The sequence below is a fragment of the Arthrobacter sp. CAN_A1 genome (assembly GCF_015751665.1).
GTDB lineage: Bacteria > Actinomycetota > Actinomycetes > Actinomycetales > Micrococcaceae > Arthrobacter_D.
In genome coordinates this window covers 250,941-273,561 of record NZ_JADOUR010000005.1, presented here as the reverse complement: position 1 = coordinate 273,561, position 22,621 = coordinate 250,941, and the positions used below count along the sequence as shown (strand labels likewise).

Here is a 22,621-nt window from a genome sequence, read left to right as displayed (position 1 = left end):
ATCTTTGCTGATATGGCAAACTGGGATTATGGATAAGGAAATTGACGACGCTCTGGCCGCTGTCGGGCCACGCCTGAAAGCTCTGCGCGTTCGGCGGGATATCACGTTGACCGACCTTGCCAAGGCGACGGGAATCTCGGTCAGCACGCTGTCGCGGATGGAATCGGGCCAGCGGAAAGCCACCCTTGAACTGCTGCTACCCCTGGCGAAGGTGCACCAGGTGCCGCTGGATGAACTGGTGGGCGCGCCAACCACCGGGGATCCGCGCGTTCATTTGCGGCCCGTCACCACCAGTTGGGGCACCCTCGTGCCACTGACGCGCAAGCCGGGCGGGATTCAGGCCTACAAGCACATTCTGCCGGGTGGCACTCAGCGGGAGGCGCCGACCCAGCAGGTCCATGAAGGCTACGAATGGCTGTATGTGCTGAACGGCACGTTGCGGCTGGTGCTGGGGGATCGCGACGTCGTCCTGCCAGCGGGCGAGGCTGCCGAGTTCGATACTCGGGTGCCGCACTGGTTTGGGCCGGCCGACAATAATCCGGTCGAGTTCCTGAGCCTGTTTGGCCGGCAGGGTGAGCGGATGCATCTGCGGGAAGTGGCGCACGGCGACGACTGACCTCTGGCGAATCGTCGGCCTACCGCTCGTCGCGCCAGAGCTCCCTGCCAGCCCAATACGCCATCGAACCATTGACTGAGACTGCGGTCACACCTAGTGTCGAAACATTAGTAGAAAACTTATTCCACAACGTGGAACTCGCAGGGCGTAGATTCATGCGGGACTCACAGTCAAAGGGGACTGGATGATGGACAATCTTGCTGTGTTGAGCCTATTGGCGTTGGCGCCAATTCTGGTGGTGGGGGTATTGCTGGCGGGATTCCGCTGGCCCGCGAAGTACGCCATGCCGGTCGGCTACGTTCTGGTGGTGCTCGTAGCGCTGCTGGTTTGGGAGATGGATTTCACCGGCGTCATCGCGGCGTCGCTTGAGGGGCTGATCGTTGCCGCGACCCTGCTCTACATCGTCTTCGGTGCGCTGCTGCTGCTCTCGACGCTCACGATCGGTGGTGCGATGGCGAGCATTCGGGCCGGGTTCAACAACATCTCCGCCGACCGCCGGGTGCAGGCGATCATCATCGGCTGGCTGTTCGGTAGCTTCATCGAGGGTGCGTCGGGCTTCGGTACGCCGGCCGCCGTCGTTGCCCCCTTGTTGCTGGCGATGGGATTCCCGGCCATGGCTGCGGTTATGGTGGGCCTGATTATCCAGAGCACGCCGGTGAGTTTCGGCGCGGTGGGTACGCCCATTCTCGTGGGTGTAACTAATGGGCTGGGTGGCGATCCGGCGGTGGAGGAGCGCATCGCGGTTCTCGGGCTGACGATGCCTGAGTTTGTCTCGAACATCGGGTTCCAGGTCGCGGCGATCCATGCCATTGTTGGCATCCTTATCCCGCTGATCCTGGTCTGCATGCTGACCGGGTTCTTCGGTCCGGAGCGGCGTTTCCGCGATGGCCTGGCTGTCTGGCCGTTCGCGATCTACGCGTCGCTCGCCATGACCGTTCCCTACGTGACTGTTGCGCGCTTCCTCGGGCCGGAGTTCCCGTCACTCTTCGGCGGGCTGCTGGGGCTGATGCTGGTCATGTTCACATCCAGCAAGGGCTTCCTGATGCCGAAGGACACCTTCGACTTCGGTCCACGAGCCTCCTGGTCCGACCGGTGGATGGGCACCATTGAGCCGTCCGCGGCGACCGACTCCCGCACCCACATGAGCATCATCAGCGCCTGGTCGCCGTACGTGTTGATGGCGGCGCTGCTGGTAGGTACCCGGGTGATCGCCCCGCTCAAGGAATTCCTGACCGGTATTCAGATTCCTTTCGAGAACATCCTCGGTACCGGGATCACGACCAATGTGCAGCCGTTCTACTCGCCGGCGTTCTTGATGATTATTGCCGCCGTGTTTGGTTACCTCCTGCACCGGATGAGCGGCAAGCAGATTGCCGAAACCATCAAGGTGTCCGGCAAGCAACTCGCCGGAACCGCTGTTGCCCTGCTGTTCGCGGTTCCGCTGGTCAGGGTGCTGATCCAGTCCGGTCCTGACCTCAACGCCTCCGGCCTGTCGAGCATGCCGGTGACCCTGGCCGAAGGCGCTGCCGCCATCTCAGGTGTTTCCTGGCCCGTCGTCGCACCGTTCATCGGTGCGCTGGGGGCGTTCGTCGCCGGGTCCAACACCGTCTCGAACCTCACCTTCGCCCAGTTCCAGTTCTCCACCGGTGTGGCGATCGGTGTGCCGCCGGAGCAGGTAGTCGCCGCGCAGGCGGTCGGCGGTGCGGGTGGTAACCCGATTGCGATCCACAACATCGTGGCGGCTTCCGCAACAGTCGGGCTGTTGGGGCGTGAGGGTGACCTGCTGCGCAAGACCATCCTCGTGACCCTGTATTACTGTCTGGCGGCGGGTGCCGTGGCGTCGCTGTTCATCTTCGGCTTCGGACTGAACCTTGGCACCTTCGTGCTGGCGGCTCTGCTGATCGGGCTGGTCTTCCTGGCACGGTGGATGATGCGCTTCCAGGGTAAGGATGCGCTGTCGAAGGTCGGCGGTGGCGGTCATTCTGACGGCGGCCGGGACGACGTCCGCACCAGGGACGACGACGTCGATGACGACGACTCCAGGGACCGCGTCTAGTCCCCCGACCGCGTCTAGTCCCCAGCAACAAAGAGGGCGGCGTCCGGGAAATCCCGGGGGCCGCCCTCAACAACTCTCTCGCACCTAGATAAGTGCTGGAGGTGCAGGATCGTGGTTGCCCAACCACTTTCCTGCGGCTCCGGCACTTTTCTGGCGTCCGGGGTGCGGGGTGGGGCCGGGGTGAAGGTGGGGGCTTGCCGCCACAGGAAACCGCTAGACGAGGCTGGTCAATCCGGTTTGGGCAGCAATTGCCTGCTGCGCGAAGGTGGAGAACCGACGCGTGGCAGGGGACAGGTAGCCGTGCTTGCGTTGTACCAGGGCGATCGTGTCGTAGAGCGGCTCAGCGAAGGGGAAACTCAGCACATTGTCCTCACTTCGCAGAGAATCGAGGATGCCGCGGGCCATGAAGGAGTCACCCGCCCCGGCCGCCACGAGGCTATACGCAGTCTCCGCATGTTCGACCTCCATCTGCGCCTCGATGGAAAGACCCGCAAGGTTTGCACGATCTCTCAACTGACGTCGCGTAGGATCCTTCCACCCCGCGTGAGCGTCATAAAGGACAAGCTTCGCGGCGGCAAATTCCTGAATGGTCACCGGTCCGGCATTGGCCGCCCTCGTGGATGAGAGGTAGTAGACCTCGTCCCGCGCGAGTTTACGGAACTCCAGGTGGTCCGTGTCCACCGGCAGCACCACCAGGCCACACTCGATCTCACCGCTCGCCACCGAGGCGGCGACGACGTGGGAGTTCAGCCCGATCATGCGCACCCGCACACCCGGGTACTTCTGGTTGAACTGCACAACGAGGTCAGCGAGATCATAGTTGGCGGCATACCGAAGGACACCGAAGGTTGATACCCCGCCGGTCAACGTGTGCAGCGCCTGCACGGCTTCGACTCCGTGCCGAGCCGAATTGACGCATTCGAGGGCATGGGGGCGCAATTCCTCCGCTGCCGGCGTCGGCGAGAGACCTTTGGAGGTGCGCAGAAACAAAGAGACTCCCAGCTCCTGTTCCAGGCGGGAGATGAGTTCGGATGCCGATGCCTGGCTGATCCCCAGCTCTCGGGCCGCCGCGCTAAGCGACCGGTTGCTGTAGGCGGCGAGGAAAGCCCGGAGCTGATTCAACGTCATAGGGAGACCCTATACCTTCCATCGTTAAAGGGCGGGTTCCCCTATGTAAAGGTGAAGCCTAAGCTCGCCCCATGGAACTCGACGCACATTACGCCTCCTTCATCACGGGATCATACGAATGTCTCAAGAGCGCGGCCATTGGAGGAGTCCCCGCACAGCGACTCCCGAAGGTGGTTGAGACAGTGTCGGAGATGCTGTCAACCATAGAAAAAGGTGGCCGCGACGCCGTCGCCAACTACTCGACGGTCCTGGACAACTGGGCAGGCGGCGACATCGAGATGGACGCCGACGCGCTCCGTCGGACGGGTGACTCACTCAAGCCCGAGCTCCGGGCGGCCCTCGAGGCAGGGGCGGAACGCACCAAAAGGTTTGCCGGGCTGCAGCTTGAACATCTGCAGGACTTCGAAACGGAGATGATGCCGGGCGTGGTCGTTGGCCAGCGGTATATCCCGGTAAAGCGAGTTGGGGCGTACCTTCCCGCCGGCCGGTTCCCGATCCTCGCCAGCGCGTTCATGACGGTCGGTGTCGCGAAAACGGCTGGCGTCCCCACCGTGATCGCGTGTTCACCACCGACCTCACCGACGGCCGGTAACCCTGCCGTCTTCTACTCGGCCTACCTCTCGGGCGTCGACAGGGCGTTCGTCGTCGGTGGCGTCCAGGCGCTGGCCGGCATGGCGTTCGGGCTACTGGGTGAACAGCCGGTGGACATGCTCGTCGGCGCGGGCAACGCCTACGTCACCGAAGCGAAGCGGCAGCTTTTCGGACGGGTGGGCATGGATCTGCTGGCCGGACCGTCCGAGGTCGCGATCATCGCCGATGACACCGCCGACCCGGTCCTCGTCGCCGCCGACCTCCTCGGGCAGGCCGAGCACGGCCCGCAGTCGCCTGCCGTGCTCGTGACGACGTCGCGGGAGCTCGCCGTCGCCGTCATTGCGGAAGTGGACCGTCAGCTGATTGATCTGAGCACCCGGGATATTGCCGGGGCCGCCTGGCGGGACTACGGAACGGTGTACGTCACCCAGGACAGGGCCACCGCCGTCGAGCTCATGGATATCCTTGCGCCCGAGCATCTGGAAATTATCACTGCCGACGACGACTACTTCCACAAGAACCTGACCAACTACGGGTCACTCTTCCTCGGGGAATGGTCCACGGTGGCCTATTCCGACAAGGGCATCACCGGAACCAACCACGTCCTCCCGACCGGGGGCGGGGCGCGCTCTTCCGCGGGCCTGTCGGTTGCCCGGTTCCTGAAACCCCTCACCTTCCAGCGCATCGAACGGGCCGCCACCATGGAGCTGGCACCGCTCGTATCCGAGATTTCCTCCTATGAGGAGATGGAAGCGCATCAGCGTACCGCTGACCTGCGCATCACCCGATTTGAGACCGAAGCATCATCAATCAAGGAGCACTCATGAACAGCAGTCGTGCAAAAATCTCGTTCGTAGCGGGAGCCCTCGGGATCGCCCTGACTCTGGCGGCGTGCGGGGGAGGATCCTCCAGCGAAAGCGAGTCTGGAGGCGGGGAGGGTGGCGCCATTGAGACGATCACCATCGCCACCTCGAATGATGCGCCCTTTTCCTTCACCGATGAGGCCGGAGCACTTCAGGGGATCGACGGGGAAATGCTCAACTGGATCGCCGAGAAGAAGGGATGGGAGGTTGAGGTCTTCGTTTCCGAATTCGCCACCCTGATTCCAGCCATCCAGGCAGGCAAGGCCGACGCCGTCGTCGACGCCATGTACATCACTGATGTCCGCAAGGAAGAGGTGAACTTCACGGACACCTGGTACCAGCAGGGCGAAGGGATGGTGGTGCCCGGGGATTCGACCATGACCAACCGCGACGACGCCAAGGGCACCGTCATCGGGGTCCAGACCGGCACCACGTTCATCGAACTGGCGGAGTCCCTTGAGCCGGAAGAAATCAAGTACTTCGACTCGCAGGCTGCGTTGCTGACCGCAGTGGAAAACAAGCAGGTCGACGTCGTCTTCACCGACGCCGCCGTCGTCGCCTACAGCCTGGTGCAGAACCCCAACGATGCCATCAAGATCGTGGACCCGTATGAGCCCTTCTTCCCCGGCCTGATCGGCGCGGCTATCCCAAAGGAGAACACGCAGCTGCTGGAGGAACTGAATTCCGGTCTCGCTGAGCTGAAGGCTTCGCCCGAGTACATGGAAATCCTGACCAAGTATGGGCTGACCGAAAGCAACGCCGTCGACTGATCGTTCCGTATTGCTCCACCTAGGTTGAAAGGGAGAACCGGCCATCGATTTTATCCAAGGCACGCTCAGCTACTTCCCGCGACTACTTGCGGCCTCGCCGATTGTCATCCAGCTCGCCCTGGGGGCGATGGTGCTGGCCCTCGTCCTCGGGCTGTTGCTGGCACTCGCCAGGATTTCGAAGTCGAGGATCCTTCGGGGAATCGCCGTTGTCTACGTCGAGATTATGAGGGGGACGCCGCTGCTCGTGCAGTTGGTGTACATCTTCTTTGTCTTGCCGGCCATCGGCGTGAATATTGATCCCATCCCTGCGGGGATCCTCGGCCTGGGGCTGAATTATGCGGCCTATCTGTCGGAGGTGTTCCGCTCGGCCATCCTGTCCGTCGAGGCAGGCCAGACGGAAGCGGCGCTGTCGCTGGGCTACACGCCGAGCAAAGCGCTGTGGAAGGTTGTTCTTCCGCAATCGTTCATCGTGTCGCTGGGTCCGATCGGCAACTATTTCATCGCGATGGTGAAGGACACGGCCCTGACCTCGGTCATCGCCGTGACCGAGATTCTGAAGACTGCCAACATCATTAACGCCCAGACCTTCGAGACAACGCAGATCTACACGGCAGCCGCACTGCTCTACCTGCTGATCAGCCTTCCGCTGTCGCGAATTGTGAGTGCACTGGAGAAGAGAGCGAGGGTCCATGTCTGACGAAGTGATCGTAAGCGTCCGGGACGTCCACAAGACGTTCACCGTGATCAAGACCCCGGGTCTGCTGCAGCGTCTCCGGGGTGATCGGCGGGAGGTGAACAGGATAGAGGTCCTGAAGGGCGTCGATCTTGACGTCCACAAGGGCGAGACAGTGGTCATCCTCGGGTCCAGCGGATCCGGAAAAAGCACCCTTCTTCGCTGCATGAACAAGCTGGAAACTATCGACGACGGCCGGATTCTGGTCAACGGACACCTCGTCGGCTACGAGGAGCGGGACGGGAAGCTGAAGGATGAAAAGGCTTCCATCACCGCGAAAAAGCGAACTGACCTCGGCATGGTCTTCCAGCAGTTCAACCTGTTCCTGAACAAGACCGCTCTGGGGAACGTCATGGCGCCCCTGCAGGACGTCAAGAAGATGTCCAAAACGGAGGCGGAGAAGCATGCCCTTGAGAACCTGAAGCGGGTTGGACTGCTGGACCGAAAAGACAACTATCCGTCCCGGCTGTCGGGTGGGCAGAAACAGCGGGTCGCAATTGCCCGAGCGCTCGCGATGGATCCAAGCGTCATGCTGTTCGACGAGCCGACGTCGGCCCTGGACCCGGAGTTGGTGGAGGAAGTGCTGACGGTGATCAAGAGCATCGCCGCTCAGGGCACCACGATGGTGATCGTCACCCACGAGATGCAGTTCGCACGCGATATCGCCGACATCATCGTGGTGATGGACCAGGGAATCATCGTGGAGAAGGGCACCCCCGATGAGGTGTTCTTCAGGCCTCAGCACCCGAAGACCTACGCTCTCCTCAAACGGTCCGGACTGACTGTTGAGCCTCCCGGGGGGAGTGCGGCTTCGCCTTTGTAGTCGTTCGCTCGGGTCCGGGGTGCAGCCGGGGTGCGGAGGGCGGGTCTGGGGCCCGGGGCTAGATGGCCTTGCCCGGGTTGAGGAGTCCGTGGGGGTCGAGGGCGTCCTTGATGGACCGCATCACGTCGAGGGATACCTCGCCGAGTTCGGGCAGTAGCCAGTCGCGCTTGAGGAGCCCGATGCCGTGCTCGCCGGTAAGAGTCCCGCCGAGGCTCTTCGCCAGGTAGAACATTTCTCCGAGCGCCACCTTGGCCGGACCCTCCGTGACCGAGTCTTCAGGGTTCAGAACGAGCATCGGGTGAAGGTTCCCATCGGAGGCGTGAACCACCGAGAAAATGCGAACCCCGGTGCGTTCGGTAATCTCTTTCAGCCCCACTGCCACCTCGGCAAGCCGCCCCCGCGGCACACCGATGTCACCGATGGACACCCGGCCCAGCTTCTCCAGGCAGGGAATGGCTTCGCGGCGAGCGGTGATCAGCTGAGCGGCGTGTTCGTCGTCGGTGGCTTTCTCGATTGACGTGGCGAACGGCCTGATCGCCTCGATCAGCACATCCTGTTCGAGGTGGGCGCCGTACCCGTCGGTCTGGCCCAATAGGAAGGCTCCGCCCTGGGAGCGGTAGGTGGTGCCCATGGCCATGTCGATCGCCTCGAGTGTCTGCCCGTCGATCAGCTCCAGCATAGAAGGCTGGATCTGTGACGCAATGACGGCGGATGCCGCTGCCGCCGCGGTGGCGAAGTCGGGAAAGAACGCCGCGACGGTCGCCGTCGCCACCGGCAGCGGGCGAAGCCGCAGGGTGGCTTCGGTAACGACGCCGAGCGTCCCCTCGGAGCCGACGATCAGAGCATTGAGATCGTACCCGGAGACGCCCTTCATGGTTTCGCGGCCGGTCCGGAGTTGGCGGCCATCGGCGAGCACCACGTTCAGTGACAGCACCGCGTCCCGGGTGACACCGTACTTGGCGCACCGCATCCCGCCCGCGTTGGTGGCCACGTTGCCGCCGATGGAGCAGATCGCTGTGCTCGCGGGGTCGGGTGCGTAGAACAGGCCGTATTCGCCGGCGGCGGCGTTCAGTTCCGCGTTCAGCACGCCAGGCTCGACGACGGCGAGTTGCTCCACCGCATCGATGCGCAGGATCTTGTTCATCCGGGATACGTCGAGGACAATTTCGCCAGCGCGAGCCGAGGAGCCAGCAGCGAGTCCGGTACCCGCCCCACGGGTCACGATTGGCGTGCGATGGGCGGCGGCGAGACGCATGGTGGTGACGACGTCGTCAGTTGTCTCAGCGAAAACCACCCCGTCCGGCAGGGACCCGGCAACAAAGCCTGACCGATCGGTACTGGCAGTGAGGCGGTCAGCGTCGGAGATAGAAACGGTCCGCGATCCATCCAGGACGCTCGCAATGGAGCTGGTGTGAAGTGACATGTCGTAGAACCCCTTCGTTATACGGATCAGCGGTGGTGTACTCGGTAACAAGATCTCACATGGTGGAATAACACTTCTGCTGATTGGATAAAATCCTAAGGGGTCTCGTGGAGTGGGTCAATGGAGTTGTGCCGGATTCCCTCCCGCATGCGCCAGGAAGAGGCGTGATCGCGCTGAGTGGTTAGGCTCCTGAGAGAGTCGACGGCCGACGTATTAGGAGCAAAAGGGGCGGACCCCCAAAAAAGGATCCGCCCCTCAAAAGGAGCTAGGAGATCTGCAGGCCACCGTTGATGTCGTAGGTGGCGGCGGTGATGTAACCGGCGTCGGGGCCCACCAGGAAGCAGATCAGGGCGGCGATGTCGTCGACGGTGCCCACCCGGCCCATCAGGATGTCCTTGGACATGTCCTGCTTGCGTTCCTCGGTGAGGGTGCCGCCCATGATGTCGGTGTCCACCGGGCCGGGGGACACGGCATTGACGGTGATGTTGTGCTCGCCCATTTCACGGGCCAGCGCACGGGTGAAGCCGATGATGCCGGCCTTCGAGGCGCTGTAGGCGACCTTCGAGTAGGTGCCGCCACCGCGCTGCGCCGAGATGGAGGAAATGCTGACCACGCGGCCAAGCTTCCGTTCGATCATCCCGTGCAGGGCGCGCTGCGTGACCAGGAAGGTGCCGGTCATGTTGACGGCGAATACCCGGTCCCAGGCGGCCTTGGTTTCCTGCATGAACTCGGTGGGGGAGCTGATCCCGGCCAGGTTCACGACGGCGACAATCGGCGGCACCGAAGCTTCGACAGTGCTGATCGCAGCGTCGACCGACGCTTCGTCCGACACGTCAGCGGCGACGCCGACCGTCTGCACACCGTGGCGCTGGGCAATATCGTCGGCAGCCTCTTTGGCCGCTACCCCGTCGATGTCGAGGATGGCGATGGACCAGCCGTCGCGGGCCAGCCGGTCTGCTGTCGCGCGGCCAATGCCGCGGGCCGAGGCTGCGCCGGTGAGGACTGCTGTGCGTTCAATCGGAAAGGTCACTGGATCTCCTGCTGTTGTTTTTCGTGGTGAATGAAGTGCTCGTAGTCGTCGTACGTCTGGTTGATGTGGGCCTGCATCGCCTTGCGGGCGACCTCGGGGTTGCGGGTGCGGATCGCCTCCAGCACCAGGAGATGATGCTCGATGGCGTGCTGCTGCACCTCGTGAAAGGAGGACGTTTCCCGCCGCATCGTGTACAGCAGCTGGCTCAGCGGCCCGAGGATCACCGGCACAAAGGGGTTCGCTGAGGCCCGGAAAATCGCCTCATGAAACGCGATGTCAGTGGCGGTCACGGCGTCGAGGTCCTTCGCCTTATGGGCTGCCTGCAGCGCGACGTTGGCTTCCTCCATCCGCGCGATGTCCTCGTCGGTGGCGTGCAGGGCCGCCAGTTCGGCGGCACCCGTTTCCACCATCCGCCGGATCTCCAGGAGGCGTAGCGAGATATCGGGAGAGTCGGCGGTCGTCGATGCGTACCTGACAATGGCCTGCAGGTCGGTCCACTGGGCCGCCGGATTCACATAGGTGCCCAGGCCCCGTTTGATCTGCACGATGTGCTGGGCCTGGAGTTGCTTGAGCGCCTCCCGCACCGTCAGCCGGCTCACGTCGAGGGATGCGGCCAGGTCGTTTTCCGGGGGGAGTGTTGCACCGGGTGGGTAGGTTCCGTCGATGATCCGTTCCAGAAGGTCATCGAACACCGATTCAGCGAGTGGTTTGCGTGCCACCGGTGATCCCTTCGGCAGCGTCCTCTTCAGCTGCGTATTTATTCACAGTGCGCCGCTGCGGCGCGACCACCTTGATCACTGCCGAGTCGTCGGCGGGGCCCAGGCCCTGGGTCTGTCCGAGCAGGAACAGCTGCTCGGCCGCCGCAGCCACCGGTGCCGCGAGTCCGGCGCCGCGGGCGGCCGTGCCCACAATGCCCAGGTCCTTCACGAAGATGTCGAGGCGGCTGAGCACCTCGGCGTTGCCGTCGTACCCCTCGATCATGCGCGGCCCCCGGTTGGACAGCATGAACGACGACGCCGCGCCGGTTTCCAGCGCCGCCAGGGCAAGCTGCTGGTCCAGTCCGAGCGCGTCGGCGAGAGCCAGTGCCTCGGCCGCTGCAGCGATATGCACGCCACACAGCAGCTGGTTCACCGTCTTCATGGCCTGACCGTCACCGGCATTGTTGCCCACCACGGTCAGCGTCGACGCAAGACGTTCCAGCACGGGCCGCGCCAAATCCAGTGCGGGGGGGTCGGCGCCCACCACGATCAGCAGGTCGCCTTCCCCAGCGCGCACCGGACCGCCGGACAAGGGAGCGTCGACCAGCGCCACGCCCAGGTTGCCGAGCCGCTCGGTCCAGGAGGCAACGGCGTCCATTCCCACGGTGCTGGTCATCACGACGACGGCGCCCCGCGTCAGAGCGGGGGCAATGCCCTCCCAGCCAAACAGGACGTCTTCCACCTGGGCGGCATCGCGCACGGCCAGGAGCACCACGCTGGCGCCTTCGACGGCGTCGGCGGCCGTCGGGGCGCAGGTCAGCCCGGTCTTCTCGCCCCGTTCCCGCGATGCTGGCATCGGGTCGTACCCGGTGACGTCGAATGCCTCGGCCAGGCGGGTGGCCATCGGCAGGCCCATGGCGCCGAGGCCCAGCACCGCAACGGTATTAGCGGTCATCGGAGGATCCCGTCGTCGTAGGGGAAGCGGCGGGGGAGCGGAGGATGTCCACCACGTCGGCGAGGGAATCGTCCGTCCCGACATTGCCGGCGAACACCACGAACGGGATGGAGCGCGCAGGCCCATCGGCTGGCTGCCAGAGCGAGACGATGCCGGGGAGCATCGGCCCGCGCACCAGTGCATGGCGGATCGACAGCCCATGGGCGGCAACGTCCGAGGAGGTAATGCCGCCCTTGGCGATCACAAACCGGACGGGCGCCGTCGCGATGGTGGAGCGGACGACGTCGACCACTGCCTGCGAAATGGTCCGCGCAAAGTCGAGGCTCTGCTCCGGATCATCGGACCGGATCAGGCGGCGGCTGGTGTGCAGGATGACCTCGCCAGACGGAAGACCGTCGACGACGGCGCGCACCGCCTCTGCCACCCCGGCATCCCGGCGTTCAGGGGCCAGGACGGCTTCGACGTCGAGCTCCACGAGCCGGTCTTCGGGTCGCCGCGCCACCAGGGCGTCCAGCTGCCGGGTGGTCAGCCCCACATAGGAGCCCACCACAATCAGCCCACCGGAGGCCGGGGCGTCGAGGCCGGCGAACACTTCCCCGGCCGTCAGCGGCGCGCGTTCCTGCTGCCCGATTCGGGCGCGGACGAACGGCGGACCCACCCGGTAGAGCAGCTTCTTGCCGCGGCTTTCGGCTTCCTCGAGGCCCAGTGCGAGCGCGCGAAGGTCATCTTCGGTCACGGCGTCCACCACGATCGGGACGGCGTCGGACGCATGGATCAGAGCGTCGGCAATGCCCTGCGCGCCGCCGCGGATGATTGAGAGGTCCAGTCGGATGACGGCGCTCGCGGACCCGCCGGTCTTTTCCGCCACATACTCGCCAAGGTCCGAGGAGGTGAACCCGAAGGTGGCGTCCTGGGCGAACTCGGTGTCGGCCACGGGGGTGAGGGCGCCGTCGTTCCCGCGCAGGTAGTGGACGCCGCCAATGGTGACGCGGCCGGCGTCGGGAAAGGCGGGAACCATGACCACGCCGTCGGTCTCGATGTCGGCCAGGGACAGCAGGGTGGCGGCGATGACGTCACTCTCGAGGGGGAAGTGGCCGCGGAGGGTGGAATCACTGCGGCTGACAAACCCGATGGTGACGCCGGCGGCCGTGGCGGCGTCGAGTGAGTTGGTGACGATCTCCCGATTGCGCGACGCGGTGGTCTCCGGGTCGAGGCTGCGGGTGTTGGTGAGGACGTAGACCGCCGGTGCCGGTGCGCCGCCGATGCGCTGGGCGAAGGCCCACGCGAAATCGCCCGGCTCCCAGGAGGTGAGGACCGGCAGATCGGCGACGGACTGGGTGCCGGTGGGGTCGTCGTCGAGCACCACCAGGATCCGTCCGGAGGCCTGCACTGCGGCAGCGATCACCTCCGGCTTGATGGCCTGGACAGCTGGGTAGCCGCTGAGCAACTCTTCTTCGAGTATCACTGGTTCCGCACTTTCGTCACTGGGTCTTCGTCACAGGCACTTGTCAGATGTCATATGTCTAGTGCTAGTGTGACACCCAGCACAGTGCCCGTCAAAAGTATCGATCAGGCCAGTGCGACCCACCTGAGATGGCAACGAGGCCTGCTCAGCGACCGAGGAGCAGTACGTGGATATACAACTTCTTTTGGCGCTCGTCCTGGGTATCGCCACCATTATTGTTTTGGTGCTGAAGACCCGGCTCGATGCGTTTGTAGCACTTTTGATCGCGGCGCTGGTGACCGGCATTGTCGCCGGGCAGGCACCGTTGGATATCGTCTCGTCGATCACGATGGGCTTCGGTAACACCCTGGCATCGATCGGCATTGTGATTGGCCTGGGCGTCGGGATCGGCAAGATCCTCGAAGTCTCGGGAGCAGCAAACTCGTTGGCGATGGCGTTCCTGAAGCTCTTCGGCAAGGGCCGTGAGCCCTGGGCGCTCGGCAGCGTGGGCGCACTCGTGTCCATCCCGGTGTTCTGCGACTCCGGCTACGTCATCATGAACCCGCTGGCCCGTTCCATTGCACGGGTCAAGCGCGCCGGGTACATCACCCTTGCGCTCGCGCTCGGCTGTGGCATGACACTGACCCACCACCTGGTGCCTCCAACGCCCGGCCCGCTGGCCGTCGCTGGCATCCTTGGCGCCGACCTCGGTGCGCTGATCCTCGCGGGTCTGGCGTTCACCGTCCTGCTGCTGCCGATCGTCGTTGTTTACGCCCAGTGGATTGGGCCGAAGATCGAGCCCTCCATGAACGCAGAGGTCCGCGAGACCGTGTACGGCACGGTGCACGCCCAGTCGGGTCGCCGTAGCGGCGGTACCGCTGTCGCCGATCACGACGGCGGCGCTAACACCACCGATGAAGACGACGCTCCGTCGATGGACGTCGACAACACAACCCTCGGCACGCCTCCTGCGGGCGCCAAGCCCCACCGGGTCGGCGCTTTCGTTGCGTCGCTGCCGTTGCTGGTTCCGCTGCTCCTCATCATCCTCAACACGGTCAGTGGTGCGATTGACCAGAACAACCAGGGCGTTGTTGGCACCGGGGAGTACACGCCGTCGTCATGGGCTGTGCCGTTGGCGTTTATCGGCAACCCGGTTGTTGCCCTCGTGATCGGTGTCATCCTGGCCGTCTACGTGCTGCTGCCCCGCTGGACGCCGCGTTCCAAGGTGCAGGGCTGGTTTGCCGAAGCTGCCGCCTCGTCCGGTCTGATTCTGCTCATCACCGGTGCCGGTGGCGCACTCGGCCAGGTACTGCGGAGCTCGGGTGTGGGCGACGCCCTCGCCGAGGCTATCGCCGGTACTCCGTTGCCAGCGTTCCTGGTGCCCTTCCTCATTGCCACGCTGGTCCGAATTGCTCAGGGCTCCGGAACGGTCGCCATGATCACCGCGGCCTCCGTGACCGCACCGCTGGTAGGTTCACTCGGTATCGATCCGATCGTTGCGGCCCTGGCCTGCACCGCCGGTTCGATGGTGTTCAGCTACTTCAACGACTCCTACTTCTGGGTGGTCACCCGCTTCGCTGGCCTGGACGGCATCGCGGCTCTCAAGGGTTGGTCAGGCATCACGACGGCAGTCTGGGTCGGCTCGATCCCGCTGCTGTTCATCGCCAACGCAATCCTCGGCTGATCTAGCGAGTTCTTTTCAACGGTGGCCGGGCGGCTCGGGTGTGAATCCGAGTCTCCCGGCCACTGCTGGCTTAACCGACAAAGAGTCACGAGGGCTTGTGCCATACCCGTATGCTTCTCTCACGAGCATGAGATGGGGGACATCATGCGCTGGGGGTCCAGGCGTTCAAGTTCTTCTACCTGTGTATCGCGTTGTGCCTAATCCATTCGCGTTATCAGTCCACGGAGAACAAGTGAAAACAATCAGAGCTGCCCTCATGATGCTCGCGGTGCTGGTGATCAGCGCCGGCACCCTGGTGGCGCCGTCCCAGGTCAGTGCGGCCACTACTTTCAATGACGTTCCATCGACCAGTCAGTTCCATAAGCAGATCACCTGGCTTGCCGATCAGGGCATCTCCAAGGGATGGTCAGATGGCACGTTCCGCCCGCTGCAGTCGGTCGCGAGAGACGCGATGGCAGCGTTCCTCTACCGGCTGGCTGGTTCACCGGCCTACCAGCCACCCGCGCAGTCGTGGTTCACTGATGTACCGGTGGGAACCCAGTTCTACAAGGAAATCCACTGGCTCGCGTCCCAGGGAATCACCACCGGCTACCCGGACAGGACCTTCAAGCCGCTCAACTCGGTCAACAGGGATGCCATGGCAGCGTTCCTCTACCGGTTCTCCGTCAAGCCCTCATTCACTGCGTCGAAGTCCAGCGCGTTCCGCGATGTACCCACGGCGAACATGTTCTATAAGGAGATCAGCTGGCTCGCGAACACCGGAATCTCCACTGGCTGGTCGGATGGCCGATTCCTGCCCCTGCAGCCGGTCAAACGTGATGCCATGGCGGCCTTCATGTATCGGACCAAGACCGAGCTTCCGCTGAACCGTCCGGCTGCCTACGGGTCGACGGCGGTCCAGGTGCTGCAGTCCATCCCGGTCAAGGGTCGCGCTCCCAAGACCGGCTACGACCGCGACAACTTTGGGCCTACCTGGTTCGACACCGACAACAACGGGTGCGACACCCGCAACGACATGCTGAAGCGCCAACTCACCAACATTACCTACACCTCCGGCAACTGCCAGGTCGCTACCGGAGTTCTCGACGACCCCTACACCGGAACACTGATCAACTTTGTGCGGGGAACCACCACCAGCACAGCGGTGCAGATCGACCATGTTGTTGCGCTGTCTGATGCCTGGCAGAAGGGCGCGCAGCAGCTCAGCGCCGATCAGCGGCTGATGTTCGCCAACGATCCTCTGAACCTTCAGGCCACCGACGGCCCGATCAACGGTCAAAAGGGCGACGGCGACGCCGCCACCTGGCTGCCGCCAAACAACTCCTACCGCTGCACCTACGTTTCCCGACAGGCCTCAGCGAAGGCCATCCACGGATTGTGGGTCATGCAGGCGGAACACGACGCCATGGCCAGCGTGCTGAATAACTGTGCCGGTCAGCCAGCCGCAGTTACCCAGCCAGCTCCCGTCGTCATGACGCCGGCGCCGAAACCAGCGCCAGCTCCGGCGCCCGCGCCGAAGCCGACGCCGAAACCCACCCCCAAGCCGACACCGAAACCGACTCCGAAACCAACCCCTAAGCCGACACCGCCTGCCAAGCCGGCGAATCCGGGCGATTCAAAGAACTGCCCGGACTTCAGCACCTGGCGGGAAGCCCAGAACTGGTACGAGAAATACTTCCCGTATTACGGCGACGTGGCGAAGCTTGACCGGGACAAAGACGGCATCGTTTGCGAGACGCTCCCCGGAGCACCGTAGGAACCGTTAGTAAGCAAGCGACTTCAGTAAGCGAGGCGACTGGGGCTGGGTTCGAAGCCGCCGGACGTCGCGCATAGCGTTCACAGTGGGTTATCGATACAGGGGATCTTTCTAATGCGTCCGGACGACAAACTATCAGCGCTGTTGCGCGAGGCGTACCAGCCCTGCAGCAACTTCGGAACCTGTCGCGAAGCGCAGTGGGACCCGGAGTCGGGGCACATACCACGCGGCTTCCTAGGCGCGACGGGTGCGCTCGACGACGTCGAGCTCGTAATGGTTTTTGCGGAACCGGGGCATCCGCATCGCGGCGAGGTTTATGACTCTGAGGACAGTCCGGACACGTTGCTTGAAAATGGGATGCGTCATGCTTATGAATCCTTCGCGAATGGGACGGATCTGTTCCATCGCAATGTCCGCTGGTTTATGGGGCAGCTCTACCCCGATCTCACCTTCGATGAGCAGCTTCGGCACGTCTGGCTCACTGATGGTCGCCTGTGTTCGATCGATAACGAGATTGGCAGGGTAAGTGGTCGCATATGCGCCGAGCGCTACCTTCGGGCCGAACTGGAGATGCTCCCGAACGCCACAGTCGTCGCTTTCGGCGGGAAGGCGCACGACTATGTTCGGCGCTTGAAAATCGAATACGTGAAGGCGTACGCATTGGCGCCTCCTGGTGCCAACCACAAGCCGGCGCGGCCGAGCTGGGAAAAGGCGCTCGAGGTTATTGAGTCCCGGCGGGTCCAGGGTTAAAATTACCGTCGTGGTTATTCCCGTACTACGGTCCGCTCACGGAGCTCCTCACGACGTGCCGGCACCCATCTACCTAACGCCAGATCGTTAGGTCAGGCTTTCAACAAAACAAGAGGCGGTCGCCTGCATGATGAAGTTTGGAAAGTACTGACCATGCTCCTTCCAGAGTGCGCACTGTTAGGCTCCCCAAATGACCACCCTCCCCGCATTGTCCCCGCTCCGAACCATCGCCCGCATTGTCTTGGGCGCTTTCCTCTTCTTCGCCGGGCTCGCACACCTGACGTTCGCCCGCGCCGAGTTCGCCGCCCAGGTACCTGACTGGATGCCACTCAATACGGATTTTGTGGTCGTGACGTCCGGCATCGTCGAGGTGCTCCTAGGGGCTGCGCTGGTCTTCCTCCCTCGCTGGCGCGTTATCGTCGGCTGGATCGTCGCGACATTCTTCGTAGCCGTATTCCCCGGCAACATTGCCCAGTACGTCGAAGGCGTCGACGCCTTCGGCCTGGATACGGATAGTTCTCGTCTGATCCGGCTGTTTTTCCAGCCGGCCCTGATCGCCTGGGCGCTGTGGTCAACCGGTGCCTGGCGGGACCGCAACACGCTGGGGTCGGTTAACCGACTAGGTCGGTAGTAGTAGGAGCAGATTCTGGCTCCGATAGGGCCTCTAAGCACCCACTTTGGTGTTGCAGCCCGACATATGTCAGATGGCTCGACTAGGGTTGCATTATTCATTTTGATTTAGGGGGAATTGTGGATTTTGCGGAACGACTCACAGCATTGGCAGCAAAGGTGCGCCAGCAGAAGTCTCAGATTGAAACAGAGGAAGCCACCAAGAACGCATTTGTCATGCCGTTCATCTCGACCATTCTCGGGTATGACGTCTTCAACCCGCTCGAGGTGGTCCCTGAATTCACTGCAGATGTTGGGGTAAAGAAGGGCGAAAAGATTGATTACGCCATCATGCATGGCGGCACGGTTCAGATTCTGATCGAGTGCAAGAAGTCTAAGGAACCGATCAAAATTGAACACGCATCGCAGCTTTATCGCTACTTTGCAGTGACTAATGCTCGGATCGCGATCCTCACTAACGGGGAGGTTTACGAATTCTTCACGGACCTCGACGCGCCCAACAGAATGGATGCAAAGCCCTTCCTTGTCCTTGACCTCAACGACATCGATGAGACCCTGATCCCGGAGCTGATGAAGCTTTCGAAAGAGATTTTTGACCTTGACTCGATTATCAGTGCTGCCGGTGAGTTGAAGTACATCGGGCAAATTAAGCGCACCCTCGCCGCACAGTTCAAGGAGCCGGACAGCGAGTGGATCAAGTCGTTGACTACTCGGGTCTATGAAGGTGCGTATACGCAGAAAGTGCGTGAGCAGTTCACCGGGCTGGTGACGAAAGCGACGAAGCAGTTCCTTAACGAGCAAGTCAACGATCGGCTAAAAACCGCTTTGGGGTCACCGAACTATCCGATGGCGAATGACGCGACTCTCGCGGCTACGGTGACGAGCGAGCAAGCGGTCGAGGATGACCTCGCCGAGACCGGAGTCGAAACAACACTCGAGGAGCTTGAGGGATACCAGATTGTCCGTGCGATTGTCTGCAATGAGGTAAAGCCTGCGCGCGTGGTTCAGCGCGACGCTAAGTCCTACTTCGCGGTGCTACTGGATGACAACAACAGGAAGCCTATTGCCAGGCTCCATTTCAATCGGGTCCAGAAGTATCTAGGCGTTTTCGATGATCAGAAGGTTGAACAGCGCATTCCGATTACTTCATTGGACGAAATCTATGAACACTCGGACGCACTCCGGACTAGCGTGAGGGCATATTTGGCGGCGGGCTGATTTCTTCAGTGCCGCCGGTGCTCTCAAGTGCCGCCTGTTCCTTAGCTCCTGACTTCCGGGGCCATCTGGGACGGCTGAATTCGATCTCTCGCAACTTCTGCATCTGTGGTTTTGCTTTACCGACGGCTCTGGGAACCGAGCTAGCAGCCGTTCCGATAGCGGTCCGGGACTGGTTGGTTAGGTCGCTCAGTGATTTCCGCCAGGACTCCCGTTCAACTGGCCCGTAGACAAGCCCTTCCAATCCATAGATCGTCGCGAACTGTCCGATGGTTTGGTGGATCGTTTCGACGGCGTTGAGTGTGGACTTGCTGCGCAATGGACTGACAACACGTGAGAAATCATTAATGTCAGACACCTTTGTGATGGCGTCATTTAGCTTCTGAAGCCTGAGTCCGGCCATCTCGCGACGGTTGGCGGCCGCGTGCTCGACTGCGTTGATGTGATGCTGCAAGTCGTCTGGTGCGCTTTTGGCCGCGTGGACTATTTCCAGCGTGTCCATTCTCGTTTGGTTCACCTGACACGCGGCTAACAGAACCAGCCAGGAGCGGAGTTCCGCCTCACTCGCGTGCTTGACTGCGTCTGCTTTCTCCGTCGCATTTCCCACGGTGAGGGAATCCGCGATGAGATCTAGCTGGTTCAATGCGTAGGAGCTGGATTGCGCGAGTGACGTGCTGTGAAAGGAGACTTGAGCCCAAGTAGTTTCGCTAATGCGTCCGGTCTCTTCGTACAGCGAGTATGCCTTTTCCATGACTTGGGTCATGCCTTGTACGTCACCCAGCGCGTGGGCTCGATTGTCGGATAGCAGCCGATCAATCTTGATGTTCATTGCCTCGACGAGCTGTTCCAAGTCAGCCAGCGCTGCCTTCAGCGCCGCTGCCGCACTAAGGGCAGCAACATTAGTCATTGTCGTGGGATTCATCAGGGCCGGTTCGAATTTGGAGTTACCTACGATCTGGCCTTTTGTTCCGCGAATCAACCCGGCCAAGGGGCCGTCTGGATTAAATTCCTTGAACTTCGCTAGAAGTCGCGCGGATTCGGGTGTGAGGGTGAAAGTCTGGCCGGTCATCGACGTTACGACTGTGGCTATCCCGGTCGCAGCGGCCACCGCGTCAAGTGTCGCTTTCTTAGCGGTAACTGCAGCTTGAGGACTGACGGATAGTTCCCGCATAAATTTCTGAATAAGGTCGGTATCGCCAACAATCGCAGCTTCTTTGCCCGAAACGAAAATACCGAGGTCGTGATTTTCAAGATCCATGCCCCTATTGAAGCAGATAAGGTCGACATCTGTGTGGCCCCGTGTCTGAGAAGGAGCGCTGGGTGGAGTGAGATGCGGTGATCAGGATGGGACTATGGAACCCACTTTTCCGCTCTCCCGAGCGCTCGTTCCAACTCCCGACCACCTGCTTCCGCAAGCAGTGTCGAGTTGCCCACCACAACTAGAAGACCTCGCGCTCGGGACAGCCCAACGTACAGCTGTTCGGCTGCACGGTCAATCTCTTTGAAGCCGTCCACACATAGAACCACAACCGACCGCTCAAGACCCTTGAACCCGAGGACGTGCCCATAGAACTCGGTCTCCATCGCGTGAAAGTCGCGCCAATAGTCATCCGTCGTTCCATTGTCGAAGTGTTCCTGGTGAATCGGGTGACGGCGGCGGGTGGTGAGCAGAGCGATCTGGTTCGAGGCCCAGCCATCATTGATGAGGGCGTCAATACAGTCACTTGCGATGTCAAGAGCGTCCTCCGTGGCGCACTCCACTCGGCGAACAGGCAACCCCGTGCCGCCACGGGGAGTGAAGTGCTCCCCGGCGAAAGACTTGAACACTTCGGCTATACGGCGGGTGTTCCGGAGGTTGTCGTCAATGTGGATGGGTACGAGCTCTGCTGCTGGCCCATGGGTGAGGTCTGCGGTGGCCCCGCCCCAGCGGCGGTAAACATCCTGACGGTCATCCATAAACGCGTAGACCTGGCCCGCTAGGGGGTCTTTCAAGCAAGCGAGCAGGGCTTCCCACCACAGCGGGGCGAAGTCCTGCGCCTCGTCGATGATGACTGCGTCCAACTTCTGCTCCAGGGCCAGGCTCGCCGCCTTCTCTATCAGCAGGCGTGGCATGTCCTCGTCGAAGTAGGCTTGTCCGGTGCCGTCCGGGACACCAAGAGACTGCACAAAGTCGTGGAACTCGCCCGTGAAAACCGGTTTGGCCTGCCGCCACCCCGAGACCTGGTTCTGCAGGTGCTGTCCCAGGCCCTTGTTGTAGCAGAACAGGCCGACCCGGTTGCCGTCGCGGCATAGTTGGCGCGCTTTCGCGACGGCCAGCCACGTCTTGCCACGATTACCGACCAGTTTCTGTTGGATGTTCAGGAGATTGAGGGGTACGCCGGGTCGTCTGTTGACGACCAAGATCTCCGCGAGACGGCCGTCGCCTCACTCGAACTTCTCCTGCGCCTGGTGGGGGAGTTGCCGCTACCGGACCGGCTGACCGGGGTGTCCTTCGCTCTCGGGAGCAGGCGCGCCCGGCAGGGAGTTCCCCTCGAGTCGCTGCTAAAGGCGGTCCGGATGGACTTCCGCCTCCTGTGGGTGGCGATGCTGGAGAAGGTTCCTGCTGCATCGTTGCCGGACTTCACCCAGGACGCGGTACGCGTGTGGGAAGCGGTCGAGTTCCACACCATCCGGGTACACGCCGGATATCTCGACGAGCTGGCGAGCATGGCCCAGGCGAAGGAGCAGCAGCGCGCCTTCCTGCTGTCCAGGTTGCTCACCTCGGATGGGAAGGACCCCCAGCTGCTGGGTCAGGCCGCGCGGGCGCTCGGGGTCGACGTCGAGAGTCGGTTCATTGTGGCGGTCGCGGCCAGCCACGCGCAGAAGACATTCCGGGAGCGGGCCGCGGCGGCCGGCGTCGGGCAATTCCTCCACGAGCGCGACGGGGCGCTCATTCTTATTCTGGAAGACCTGCCCGCACGGGCGGGGAAGGAGCCAGCCGGGACCCGCCCGTGGCTGGACCAGCTCGACTGCTTCCTGGCGCCGTCAGCCCGATCGTTGGCCGAGGTGCCCTTGATGCTGCGGATCGCCCTGCAATCCGTTCCCGCGGTTATTCCGGAGTCCTCGGGCAGGCAAACTATCCGTGAAACGTGGGGCCACGTGGCTGCGGCCCAGCTGGGTGAGTTTGGCCCCGTGTTGGCCGAAACGGTGTTGGGGCCTTTGGCAGCGATTTCCAGTCATGAGCGGGACCGGCTGATCGAGACGCTGCAGTCCTACTTCTCTTCCGGCTCGGTGTCCGATACCGCCAAGGAGCTGCACTGTCACCGCAATACGGTGTTGAACCGCCTGGCCCGGTTCGAGCAGCTCACCGGGTATAGCCCGAACAGGCCGGTGGACGCCGCAGCGGTGCTGGCGGCGCTGACTGTTCAGGCTCCGGTCGGTGACGGCGGGTAGCCCTGCTGGTGCGGTGTTGAATTG

General features: G+C 62.5%; 20 protein-coding genes. 12 read left to right on the top strand and 8 right to left on the bottom strand.

Annotated features, from left to right (window positions below):
• The first annotated feature begins 28 nt into the window (after positions 1-28).
• Positions 29-616: a helix-turn-helix domain-containing protein gene (locus IWX62_RS08440; RefSeq protein WP_196840906.1), complete on the top strand. Its 588-nt coding sequence runs from the start codon at positions 29-31 to the stop codon at positions 614-616.
• 184 nt (positions 617-800) lie between these two features.
• Positions 801-2,672: an L-lactate permease gene (locus IWX62_RS08435; protein WP_333483294.1), complete on the top strand. Its 1,872-nt coding sequence runs from the start codon at positions 801-803 to the stop codon at positions 2,670-2,672.
• 213 nt (positions 2,673-2,885) lie between these two features.
• Here the strand turns inward: IWX62_RS08435 and IWX62_RS08430 are convergent, their stop codons facing one another.
• Positions 2,886-3,800 (bottom strand): LysR family transcriptional regulator, encoded by a 915-nt coding sequence (locus IWX62_RS08430; protein WP_196840905.1) that lies wholly within the window; start codon positions 3,798-3,800, stop codon positions 2,886-2,888.
• Positions 3,801-3,871: 71 nt separating this feature from the next.
• Between IWX62_RS08430 and hisD the strand changes: the two genes are divergently transcribed.
• From hisD to IWX62_RS08410, 4 genes are read left to right on the top strand one after another with little or no spacing between them, the layout of a single operon-like run.
• Positions 3,872-5,218, top strand: coding sequence for a histidinol dehydrogenase (gene hisD, locus IWX62_RS08425; RefSeq protein WP_196840904.1), 1,347 nt, complete (start codon positions 3,872-3,874; stop codon positions 5,216-5,218).
• Positions 5,215-6,024 (top strand): ABC transporter substrate-binding protein, encoded by an 810-nt coding sequence (locus IWX62_RS08420; RefSeq protein ID WP_196840903.1) that lies wholly within the window; start codon positions 5,215-5,217, stop codon positions 6,022-6,024. The genes hisD and IWX62_RS08420 overlap by 4 nt, the downstream gene beginning before the upstream one ends.
• A gap of 43 nt (positions 6,025-6,067) precedes the next feature.
• Positions 6,068-6,721, top strand: a complete 654-nt coding sequence (locus IWX62_RS08415; protein ID WP_333483305.1) for an amino acid ABC transporter permease — start codon at positions 6,068-6,070, stop codon at positions 6,719-6,721.
• Positions 6,714-7,580: an amino acid ABC transporter ATP-binding protein gene (locus IWX62_RS08410; protein ID WP_196840901.1), complete on the top strand. Its 867-nt coding sequence runs from the start codon at positions 6,714-6,716 to the stop codon at positions 7,578-7,580. The genes IWX62_RS08415 and IWX62_RS08410 overlap by 8 nt, the downstream gene beginning before the upstream one ends.
• 58 nt (positions 7,581-7,638) lie before the next feature.
• On the opposite strand, the gene IWX62_RS08405 is transcribed toward IWX62_RS08410, so the two are convergent.
• The 5 genes from IWX62_RS08405 to IWX62_RS08385 all read right to left on the bottom strand — a co-directional run bounded on the left by IWX62_RS08405 (position 7,639) and on the right by IWX62_RS08385 (position 13,151).
• Complete coding sequence (locus tag IWX62_RS08405; RefSeq protein WP_196840900.1) at positions 7,639-9,003, bottom strand: FAD-binding oxidoreductase; 1,365 nt, start codon at positions 9,001-9,003, stop codon at positions 7,639-7,641.
• A 265-nt stretch (positions 9,004-9,268) separates the two neighbouring features.
• Entirely contained in the window at positions 9,269-10,033 is a 765-nt protein-coding gene (locus IWX62_RS08400) for an SDR family NAD(P)-dependent oxidoreductase (protein WP_196840899.1), read from the bottom strand.
• The gene (locus IWX62_RS08395) at positions 10,030-10,752 is read right to left on the bottom strand and encodes a FadR/GntR family transcriptional regulator (RefSeq protein ID WP_196840898.1); all 723 of its coding nucleotides are present in this window, start codon (positions 10,750-10,752) and stop codon (positions 10,030-10,032) included. Before IWX62_RS08395 ends, IWX62_RS08400 begins: the two co-directional genes overlap by 4 nt.
• The gene (locus tag IWX62_RS08390; protein WP_333483293.1) at positions 10,730-11,686 is read right to left on the bottom strand and encodes an NAD(P)-dependent oxidoreductase; all 957 of its coding nucleotides are present in this window, start codon (positions 11,684-11,686) and stop codon (positions 10,730-10,732) included. Before IWX62_RS08390 ends, IWX62_RS08395 begins: the two co-directional genes overlap by 23 nt.
• A complete protein-coding gene (locus IWX62_RS08385) occupies positions 11,676-13,151 on the bottom strand; it encodes a four-carbon acid sugar kinase family protein (RefSeq protein ID WP_196840897.1) in 1,476 nt (491 codons plus the stop codon). Before IWX62_RS08385 ends, IWX62_RS08390 begins: the two co-directional genes overlap by 11 nt.
• 166 nt (positions 13,152-13,317) lie before the next feature.
• Here IWX62_RS08385 and IWX62_RS08380 point away from each other — a divergent pair, with 166 nt between their 5' ends.
• The 5 genes from IWX62_RS08380 to IWX62_RS08360 all read left to right on the top strand — a co-directional run bounded on the left by IWX62_RS08380 (position 13,318) and on the right by IWX62_RS08360 (position 19,168).
• On the top strand, positions 13,318-14,814 hold the full coding sequence (locus IWX62_RS08380) for a GntP family permease (RefSeq protein WP_196840896.1): 1,497 nt from the start codon (positions 13,318-13,320) through the stop codon (positions 14,812-14,814).
• Positions 14,815-15,046: 232 nt separating this feature from the next.
• Positions 15,047-16,570: an S-layer homology domain-containing protein gene (locus IWX62_RS08375; RefSeq protein WP_196840895.1), complete on the top strand. Its 1,524-nt coding sequence runs from the start codon at positions 15,047-15,049 to the stop codon at positions 16,568-16,570.
• A 114-nt stretch (positions 16,571-16,684) separates the two neighbouring features.
• On the top strand, positions 16,685-17,320 hold the full coding sequence (locus IWX62_RS08370; RefSeq protein ID WP_196840894.1) for a hypothetical protein: 636 nt from the start codon (positions 16,685-16,687) through the stop codon (positions 17,318-17,320).
• A gap of 190 nt (positions 17,321-17,510) precedes the next feature.
• A complete protein-coding gene (locus IWX62_RS08365; protein ID WP_196840893.1) occupies positions 17,511-17,951 on the top strand; it encodes a DoxX family protein in 441 nt (146 codons plus the stop codon).
• A gap of 119 nt (positions 17,952-18,070) precedes the next feature.
• Positions 18,071-19,168 (top strand): type I restriction endonuclease, encoded by a 1,098-nt coding sequence (locus tag IWX62_RS08360; protein ID WP_196840892.1) that lies wholly within the window; start codon positions 18,071-18,073, stop codon positions 19,166-19,168.
• On the opposite strand, the gene IWX62_RS08355 is transcribed toward IWX62_RS08360, so the two are convergent.
• Entirely contained in the window at positions 19,137-20,423 is a 1,287-nt protein-coding gene (locus IWX62_RS08355; RefSeq protein WP_196840891.1) for a hypothetical protein, read from the bottom strand. The genes IWX62_RS08360 and IWX62_RS08355 overlap by 32 nt on opposite strands.
• Before the next feature lie 92 nt (positions 20,424-20,515).
• Positions 20,516-21,565, bottom strand: a complete 1,050-nt coding sequence (locus IWX62_RS08350) for a hypothetical protein (RefSeq protein WP_196840890.1) — start codon at positions 21,563-21,565, stop codon at positions 20,516-20,518.
• Between IWX62_RS08350 and IWX62_RS08345 the strand changes: the two genes are divergently transcribed.
• Positions 21,515-22,597: a PucR family transcriptional regulator gene (locus IWX62_RS08345; RefSeq protein WP_196840889.1), complete on the top strand. Its 1,083-nt coding sequence runs from the start codon at positions 21,515-21,517 to the stop codon at positions 22,595-22,597. The two genes, IWX62_RS08350 and IWX62_RS08345, sit on opposite strands and share 51 nt — an antisense overlap.
• Positions 22,598-22,621: the final 24 nt, after the last annotated feature.

Coding starts and splice junctions, on each gene's coding strand:
- IWX62_RS08440 (WP_196840906.1), top strand. CDS start 29: ATGGATAAGGAAATTGACGACGCTCTGGCCGCTGTCGGGCCACGCCTG.
- IWX62_RS08435 (WP_333483294.1), top strand. CDS start 801: ATGATGGACAATCTTGCTGTGTTGAGCCTATTGGCGTTGGCGCCAATT.
- IWX62_RS08430 (WP_196840905.1), bottom strand. CDS start 3,800: ATGACGTTGAATCAGCTCCGGGCTTTCCTCGCCGCCTACAGCAACCGG.
- hisD (WP_196840904.1), top strand. CDS start 3,872: ATGGAACTCGACGCACATTACGCCTCCTTCATCACGGGATCATACGAA.
- IWX62_RS08420 (WP_196840903.1), top strand. CDS start 5,215: ATGAACAGCAGTCGTGCAAAAATCTCGTTCGTAGCGGGAGCCCTCGGG.
- IWX62_RS08410 (WP_196840901.1), top strand. CDS start 6,714: ATGTCTGACGAAGTGATCGTAAGCGTCCGGGACGTCCACAAGACGTTC.
- IWX62_RS08405 (WP_196840900.1), bottom strand. CDS start 9,003: ATGTCACTTCACACCAGCTCCATTGCGAGCGTCCTGGATGGATCGCGG.
- IWX62_RS08390 (WP_333483293.1), bottom strand. CDS start 11,686: ATGACCGCTAATACCGTTGCGGTGCTGGGCCTCGGCGCCATGGGCCTG.
- IWX62_RS08370 (WP_196840894.1), top strand. CDS start 16,685: ATGCGTCCGGACGACAAACTATCAGCGCTGTTGCGCGAGGCGTACCAG.
- IWX62_RS08365 (WP_196840893.1), top strand. CDS start 17,511: ATGACCACCCTCCCCGCATTGTCCCCGCTCCGAACCATCGCCCGCATT.
- IWX62_RS08355 (WP_196840891.1), bottom strand. CDS start 20,423: ATGGATCTTGAAAATCACGACCTCGGTATTTTCGTTTCGGGCAAAGAA.